Origin of the sequence: Kitasatospora sp. NPDC059747 (assembly GCF_042732955.1) — a bacterium.
GTDB lineage: Bacteria > Actinomycetota > Actinomycetes > Streptomycetales > Streptomycetaceae > Kitasatospora.
The window spans coordinates 52947-58905 of sequence record NZ_JBHWGV010000029.1 but is presented as its reverse complement, the minus strand read 5'-3'; the positions used below and the strand labels follow the sequence as shown (position 1 = coordinate 58905).

The window sequence follows — 5959 nt, the reverse complement described above, 5'->3', positions numbered from 1 at the left end:
GTTAGGTCCCGGGACTGCATGGGGTGGGCTGAACACCGCGGGGGGGGGGGGGGGGGCGGGGGGGGGGCGGGGGGGCGCCCGAAGGGTGGTGCGTGCCGTGCGCGTCCGCGCGCCTACCAGGAGGCGGGGTGCCAGACGCCGTTGTACCACTCCTCGTTGGCGCTGTCGTTGTGGTGGTCCATGTCGCGGTCCACGTTGTAGTTGTTGACGTGGTTGGCCGGGTAGGTCCAGATGCCGGCCGACTCGTCGCAGACGTAGTCCCAGTTGCAGATCGTCTTGACGGGCACGTTGCCGAAGTTGCGGTCGGCGCCGGCGAGCGGGTAGCCGATGAGGCCGCCGAACGGCACCGCCCCGCCGTTGGCCCCGGGCGGGCCCTGGCGCTTGGGGTCCGAGACGAGGATGGCGTTGACGTTGTCGAAGGTCCGCCAGTTCTCGCTGACCCAGACGTGCACGACCCCGGCGCCCAGGGAGTACCCGGCCATCTTGACGTGCTGGCCCGGACACGCGGCACGCTGGTCGCGCACCAGCCGGTTCAGCTCGTTGACGCCCGCGCGCGTGCTCGCGCCGTTCGGGATGTCGGTGGGATACCCGACGTGCTGCTGGATGTTGCCGCGGAAGCCGTCGTCCCACCACTTGCTGCCGGTGCCGCCGACGACGATCGTGTAGGTGCCCTCGCACGGAGCGGTCACGCGCGTCGTGGCGGCCTGGGCCACGGTGCCCTGGGCCGCCGTCAGCCCGGTGGTCATCAGGAGTCCGGCCGCCGCGGCCGCGATCTTTCGTGCTCGCATTCGATTTCTCCCCACGCAGTGGGCCGACGCGTCCGCTCTCCGGTGTGGTGCGGTGCGCTGGGCGGTCGGCCGAGGTGTCCGGACGACAGTGACAGCGGGCGATGACATCGCGATGAAGCGCGTGGTGGATGGTCGTTCGTACAGCTCCCGGCGTACGGCTCCCGGCCGGGAGGAGCCGGTGCGTCAGGGAGCGCCGTCCGCCAGGTGGTCGAGGGCCCCGGCGATGAGGGGCTCGTGCCGGTGCGGGGCCAGCCGTTCGCGGTAGCGCAGGGCGATGCCGGGCGGGAGGGCCCCGGTGACGTCGACGGCGTGGTGGACGGTCGCCGCGGCGAGGTCGAGCTCGCCGAGGGCGAGGTGCGCGTCGAGTGTGTACAGCAGGGCCAGGGGCGTGTAGGGGGACGGCGGGGCGGCGGACGCCGGGGGCCGGGGGTGCGTCAGCGGGCCGAAGTACGGCTGGGCCCGGCGGGGCCGGCCGAGGTGGAGCCAGGCGGTGGCGCGGGCGACGGGCAGGTAGCGCTCGTGCAGGTCGAACTCGGCGGAGGGGTCGGGCGGGTGGCGGTCGTCGGGGGTGCCGGCCACGGCTTCCGCCCGGTCCAGCGCCCGCGCGCAGGCCTCGCCCTCCCCCAGGCGGGCCAGGGCGATCGCCTCCTTGAGGTGGAGCCCGGCCGAGCCGCCCGGCGCGGGGTGCGGGTCGGCGAGGCGGGCGGCCCGCACGACGGCCAGGGCGTCGGCCGCGTCACCGGCGATGATGTGACGGTTGGCGAGCTGCGCGAGGGCGGCCGACACGCACCCGGTGTCCCCCGCGGCGGCGGCCGCGCGGACGGCGGCGAGGTTGTGGCGCTCGGCCCTGGGCTCCTGGCCGAGGGTGCTGGCGAGCCACGCGCAGACCAGGGCCGTGCGGGAGACGAGCCGCAGGAGCCGACGGGCGGTGGGCCCGTCGTAGCCGGTGGTGGTCACCAGGTGGACGGCCCGGCGGTGTTCGGCGAGCGCGGCGGCGTACAGCGCGCCCAGCGGGACGAGCGTGCCGTTCTCGTGCTGTTCGAGGGCGGCCGTCCTGGCCTCGGTCCATTGCAGGCGCTCCTCGCGCAGGGGCGGGCCCTCGCGGCCCGGGGCGCGGCCGGATCCGGGCCCGGCGGCGCCGAGCAGGGCCAGTGTGCGTGTGAGCCGGGCGGCGAGTGCGGGGCCTTGCAGGGCGAAGGCGGACCAGCGGTCCTCCGCGGACGGCCGCCGGCCGTCGTGGGGCGTGCCGGTGCCGCCCTCGGCCGCCTTCGCTCCCGCCAGGTGCAGCCAGTGCGGCCAGCCGAGGCGGCGGACCTCGCCGGCCGGGACGCCGTGGATGCGCGCCATGGCGAGCTGGGCGGAGCGCTCGGGGACGATCCGCCCCGCCTCCCAGCGCGACACCTTCTCCCGGCGGGCGGCCATCTGCCCCAGGCCCAGGTCGGCGTGGGCCCGGGCCACCAGACCGGCGTACTCGGCCTGGGACACGCCCATCGCCGTCCGCAGCAACGTGAGGGGATGCGCCATGGCGGAACGAACCTCGCAGGAGCCGGGGCCACACCGGCTCGCGGGTGGGGGAACCCCGGCTCCGGGAACCGCTCCCCATCCTAGGCGCGGAGCATGCCGGGCGCGGAGCTTCCCGGGCGCGATGCCCGCCGGGCGGCGCGGAGCATCCCGGGCACGGTGCCCGCCGGGCGGCGCGGAGCATCCCGGGCGCGGAGTTTCCCCGGCACGACACCCGCCGACCGGCGCGGCGCCCGTCAGGCGGCGACGAGCTCGCGCAGGTCGATGCCGCGGTGCAGGGCGCGCAGGTCGTCGAGCAGACCGGACGGCGGCACGGCGAGCACGCCGCAGCGCGCCCGGTTGAGGCAGTGGCGGGTGACGGAGCCGGGCAGCAGCCGGCGCAGCCTGCCGCGCGCGCCGCCCTGGCGGCCGGTGCTGACCACCAGCAGGTCGCCCGGGCGCTCGGCCAGCCCGGTCAGGACGGGCCCGGCCTGGCCGCGGACCACCATCGGCTCCACCGGCACGCCGATCGGCAGGCCGCCGAAGGCCTCCTCCAGCGCGCGGTCCAGGCGGGTGCGGGCGGCGTCCTCCCACTCGCGCAGCAGCGGCGGGCAGGGCTGCGCACGGTAGTTGCGCTCGCCGCCGACGGGGGTCCAGGCGAGCACCGGCACGAGGACGGCGCCCCGGGCCCGGGCCTCGGCCGCCGCGCGGTGCAGGGCGGTCAGGCTGTGCAGCGAGCCGTTCACTCCGACGATGACGCGTGCGCCGTACGACATGATCCTTCGCTTTCCCGTGCCAATCCCGCTTGATGTCTGCGATTACATTGACACAGTCCCGCATCGACCTGCAAATGCAAGGTATAAACTGAATCCTTCCTTTCATCTCCCGGTCACGCCCTTCACGCTTCCCGCACCTCCTGGAGCAGCCCCCAGGTGAAGTCCGCGGTGTACGCGCGCACCCGCCCGTCCTCGTCCGGGACGCCGAAGTCCAGCTGGAAGCGGGTGGGGGCGCTGCCCTCGCGCGGCACGGCGGGCGGGAAGGCGGTGGCGACGTCGCCGACCACGCAGCTCCAGGGCGCCAGGTCGGCGGGGGTGCGCAGCTCGGGCGCCGGGGTGCCGGCGGCACGCACCAGCCACTCGTTGAGCAGCGGGGCGCCGGCGTCGGCCGGGCCGAGCAGGATCTCGAAGCGCAGGCCGGGCCAGAGCGGCAGCTCCCACTGCCGCGCGGTGCAGGCGAGGTCCCCGATCGGCCGCGCCACGCTCGCCCCGGGCGGTCCGAGGACGGCGGCGTAGCGGGCGGCGGCGCGCGGGAAACCGGGCGCGCGGACCATCGCCTGCCAGCGCTTGTTCGCCTCGCGCATCCCGGCCCGGGTGGCCCCGAGCCGCCGGACGGCGTCCTCGACGAGGTCGGGTCGGTAGTCGGCCATCCTGCGCAGCAGCACCAGCTGGAACTCGGTCGCGCCGAAGCCGTTGATCGCCATGTGCGCAGGCTACGTCGGGCGCCTACTCCCCCGTCCGGCCCGCCGCGTCGCGCTCGGCGAACACCTCGCGGGCGGCCGCGATCCCGTTGAGCGCGGCCGGGAAGCCCGCGTAGACGGCCATCTGGGTGATCGTCTCGACCGCCTCCTGCCGGGTGCCGCCGACGTTGAGGAGGCCGTGCAGGTGGACCCGCAGCTGCGGTCCTGCGGTGCCGAGCGCGGTGCAGGCGGCCACGGTGGCCAGTTCACGGGTCTTCAGGTCGAGGGCGGGGCGGGAGTAGACGTCGGCGAAGGCGAAGTCGACGATGTGGTCGGCCAGGGCGGGGGCGATGTCCGCGAGCGCGGCGACGACGCGCTCCCCGGCCTCCCCGTCGACCCGTTCCAGCGCGGCGAGCCCGCGCTCGTGCCGCTCGCGCAGCGTCTCCGCGCCGTCGGCCTCGCTGCGGACGGGGGTGAAGTCGAGCCCCGGCCGGGCGGCGAAGGCGGCCTTCGCGACGGCGATGCCGTTGAGCGCCGCCGGGAAGCCCGCGTAGACGGCCACGTGGAGGACCGTCTCGACGATGGCGGACGGCTCGACGCCGACATTGAGGGCGCCGTCGATGTGGAAGCGCAGCTGCGGGGCCGCGGTGCCGAGGGCGGTGAGGGCGGCGACGTTGACGAGCTGGCGCTGGGCGAGGGTGAGGCCGGGGCGGGCGTAGACGTCGCCGTAGCCGAACTCGACGGTCAGCCGGGCGAGGTCGGGTGCGATGCCGGCGAGGCCGTCCAGGACTCCGGCGCCCTCGGGGCCGGCGACCTCGTGCAGGAGGGCCAGCCCGCGGGCGTGGCGGTCGGCGGACGGGGTGGCGGGAGCGGCGGGAGCGGTCACGGGGGACTCCTTGGGATTCCGGATTGGCGTTACGAAACGTTTCGTAACGTCGATGAGGCTAGAGCGGTCCCGCGCCGACTGTCAAAACGAAACGTAACGTAACGTCTGGGCTAGACTCCGGGCCATGAGCCCCCAGCCGAACCCCGAACGCCGTAGCGAACGCGCCCGCCGTGCCGTCCTGGACGCCGTCTTCGAGGTGGCCGCGGCCAAGGGGTACGGCAAGACCACCATCGAGGCCATCGCCGCGACCGCGGGCGTCGGCAAGCCGACCATCTACCGCTGGTGGCCCTCCAAGGGCGCGATCGCCCTGGACGCCGTCAACGACCGGATCGGCGACTCGATGGACTTCCCCGACACCGGGGACGTCGCCGCCGACCTCACCGCCCAGCTCACCGCCGTGGCCGCCATGCTCACCGGCGACACCGGCACGCTCTACCGCGGCATCATCGCCGAGGCCCAGAGCGACCCCGCCCTGGCCGCCGCCCTGCGCGCCACCTTCCTCGAACCCCGCATCGAGCGGTGCGTGCGCCGCCTCGACACCGCCGTCGCCGCCGGCCAGCTCCGCGCCGACCTGCCCACCCGCACGATGGTCGACATCCTCTACGCCCCGGTCTACTACCGCGTCCTCCTGGGCGCCGGCCCTGAGGAGACCCTGCGCAGCCCCCTGCTCGTCACACCGGTCCTGGAAGGCCTGCGCCCGGCCTGACGCCCGCCCACTAGAGTGGCGGAATGGCCCGATTCGTCCTGCCCCGTCGTTGCCCGCTGCCGCCGCAGGAGTGCTGGGCGCGGCTCACCGACTGGCCCCGGCACGGGGACCGGGTGCCGTTCACCCGGGTGGGGGCGGTGCGGGGCAGCGGGCGGGAGGTGGGGGACGTCGTCCTGGCGCGAACCGGCCTGGGGCCGCTGCGTTTTGACGATCCGATGGAGATCGTCGTGCTGGACGCCCCCGGGGACGGGTGGCCCGGGGTGTGCCGGCTGGAGAAGCGCGGGCGCGTGGTGCGCGGCCACGCCGAACTGCGGGTGCGCGCGGTGGGCGCGGGCAGCGAGGCCGTGTGGGCGGAGGAGCTGCGGATCGCCGGCCTGCCCCGCCTGTTCGACCCGCTGGTGGCCGCCGCCGGGCGGGCCGTGTTCGGGCGGGTGCTGGACCACCTGCTCGCCCCGGCTGCGGGGTGAGGCATCCCGGCCCCACCGTGCGCGTGCCCGTGCGGCGTTGAACCGCTGGGACGACATCGGCCCGGGCCGCCGCGCGGCGGGGTTCCGGCCCGTGACGGGACGTGTAGAAACGGCTGCACCTGGCCGGGGGGGGGGCCCGGGGCGGGGGGGCCCCCG

General features: G+C 75.8%; 7 protein-coding genes. 2 read left to right on the top strand and 5 right to left on the bottom strand.

Annotation, left to right across the window (positions count from 1 at the left end; translation table 11 throughout):
• Positions 1 to 113: 113 nt before the first annotated feature.
• From ACFV4G_RS15525 to ACFV4G_RS15505, 5 genes are all read right to left on the bottom strand, one after another.
• A complete protein-coding gene (locus ACFV4G_RS15525; protein ID WP_380440417.1) occupies positions 114 to 788 on the bottom strand; it encodes a cutinase family protein in 675 nt (224 codons plus the stop codon).
• A 183-nt stretch (positions 789 to 971) separates the two neighbouring features.
• Positions 972 to 2312: a hypothetical protein gene (locus ACFV4G_RS15520; protein ID WP_380440415.1), complete on the bottom strand. Its 1341-nt coding sequence runs from the start codon at positions 2310 to 2312 to the stop codon at positions 972 to 974.
• A gap of 233 nt (positions 2313 to 2545) precedes the next feature.
• On the bottom strand, positions 2546 to 3064 hold the full coding sequence (locus tag ACFV4G_RS15515; RefSeq protein WP_380440413.1) for a universal stress protein: 519 nt from the start codon (positions 3062 to 3064) through the stop codon (positions 2546 to 2548).
• Positions 3065 to 3186: 122 nt separating this feature from the next.
• Complete coding sequence (locus ACFV4G_RS15510) at positions 3187 to 3768, bottom strand: hypothetical protein (RefSeq protein WP_380440411.1); 582 nt, start codon at positions 3766 to 3768, stop codon at positions 3187 to 3189.
• Positions 3769 to 3790: 22 nt separating this feature from the next.
• Positions 3791 to 4630 (bottom strand): carboxymuconolactone decarboxylase family protein, encoded by an 840-nt coding sequence (locus ACFV4G_RS15505; RefSeq protein WP_380440409.1) that lies wholly within the window; start codon positions 4628 to 4630, stop codon positions 3791 to 3793.
• A 124-nt stretch (positions 4631 to 4754) separates the two neighbouring features.
• On the opposite strand from ACFV4G_RS15505, the gene ACFV4G_RS15500 reads away from it, so the two are divergent.
• Both ACFV4G_RS15500 and ACFV4G_RS15495 read left to right on the top strand, forming a co-directional pair.
• Positions 4755 to 5336, top strand: a complete 582-nt coding sequence (locus ACFV4G_RS15500; RefSeq protein WP_380440407.1) for a TetR/AcrR family transcriptional regulator — start codon at positions 4755 to 4757, stop codon at positions 5334 to 5336.
• Positions 5337 to 5359: 23 nt separating this feature from the next.
• Positions 5360 to 5803, top strand: coding sequence for an SRPBCC family protein (locus tag ACFV4G_RS15495; RefSeq protein ID WP_380440405.1), 444 nt, complete (start codon positions 5360 to 5362; stop codon positions 5801 to 5803).
• The last annotated feature ends 156 nt before the right edge of the window (positions 5804 to 5959 follow it).

What these genes read in the sequence shown, in the direction of transcription:
- ACFV4G_RS15515 (WP_380440413.1), bottom strand. Translation starts at nt 3,064, where the DNA reads ATGTCGTACGGCGCACGCGTCATCGTCGGAGTGAACGGCTCGCTGCAC.
- ACFV4G_RS15500 (WP_380440407.1), top strand. Translation starts at nt 4,755, where the DNA reads ATGAGCCCCCAGCCGAACCCCGAACGCCGTAGCGAACGCGCCCGCCGT.
- ACFV4G_RS15510 (WP_380440411.1), bottom strand. Translation starts at nt 3,768, where the DNA reads ATGGCGATCAACGGCTTCGGCGCGACCGAGTTCCAGCTGGTGCTGCTG.
- ACFV4G_RS15520 (WP_380440415.1), bottom strand. Translation starts at nt 2,312, where the DNA reads ATGGCGCATCCCCTCACGTTGCTGCGGACGGCGATGGGCGTGTCCCAG.
- ACFV4G_RS15495 (WP_380440405.1), top strand. Translation starts at nt 5,360, where the DNA reads ATGGCCCGATTCGTCCTGCCCCGTCGTTGCCCGCTGCCGCCGCAGGAG.
- ACFV4G_RS15525 (WP_380440417.1), bottom strand. Translation starts at nt 788, where the DNA reads ATGCGAGCACGAAAGATCGCGGCCGCGGCGGCCGGACTCCTGATGACC.